This window comes from Oleiphilus sp. HI0132 (genome assembly GCF_001635845.1).
On the sequence record NZ_LWGJ01000808.1, the window covers coordinates 1 to 521 of the forward strand.

Genomic DNA, 521 nt, shown 5'->3' on the forward strand with positions numbered 1-521 from the left:
TCCTGAGAGTCACTTTGAACAATGTAGCTACATGCTTGCTGAGAAACAATTTTCAACAGGTCGTAATTCTCCCAGTTTAGGTCAATCGTTGCGATGGGTTCACATAGCAAGACTAATCCGGATAGGTTTTCACCGACCCCAAGGGGCAGAATCAGCCATGGGTGCTCGAGGTGAAGCATGCTTTCCGGAATTTCGATCAGCTTATATTTGCTTGGGTCTAGCATGTATTCATCGAGGTTGATGATCCAGTCATTTTGGGTGAAGAAGGTTATTAGCTCGGAATGATGGTCGATGTCTCCGAACTTTGCATCAGGTAGGTGGTATTGTGCTTTGGGTTTGAATAAACCTTCCTCGTCTTTAATCCAGATCGCGCCCGACTGGCTCCCGACCAAGTCGCCAAGGATTTTTATCGCCTGTAGTGATGGAGGGTGGGAGGTATCTGTATCAGAAAGCGCGCGTGTACTCTTGATCCATTCGTCGCGATAGTCGTATTTATAGTCGAAAAAATTCTTACTAATAAA

1 pseudogene is annotated in these 521 nt (G+C 45.5%); it reads right to left on the bottom strand.

From position 1 onward, the window contains the following. Positions 1 to 521 (bottom strand): annotated as a pseudogene (locus A3766_RS30845) (PEP-CTERM system histidine kinase PrsK); the annotation flags it as partial.